The organism is Burkholderia sp. ZZQ-2 (genome assembly GCF_050768715.1).
GTDB lineage: Bacteria > Pseudomonadota > Gammaproteobacteria > Burkholderiales > Burkholderiaceae > Burkholderia > Burkholderia cepacia.
On sequence record NZ_LDVA01000074.1, the window covers coordinates 1 to 294 of the forward strand.

General features: G+C 68.0%; 1 pseudogene. It reads left to right on the top strand.

The features are described 5' to 3' along the window. A pseudogene (locus ABY44_RS03315) lies at window positions 1-294 on the top strand (alkene reductase); the annotation flags it as partial.

Sequence of the window (294 nt, forward strand, 5' to 3'; positions counted from 1 at the left end):
CTCTGTGAGTCTCTACGAACCGGCCGTCTTCGGCGCCCTGCAGCTGTCCAACCGCGTCGTGATGGCGCCTCTCACCCGCACCCGTGCCGACGACGACGGTGTTCCGACCACCACCATGGCGGAGTACTACCGCCAGCGTGCCGGGCAGGGACTCATCATCTCCGAGGGCACGTGGCCGGCGGTCGAGGGCAAGTCGTATCCCGGACAGCCGGGCATCGTGACACCCGCGCAGATCGAGGGGTGGAAGCCGATCACCGCGGCGGTCCACGATGCGGGCGGAACGATCGTCATGCA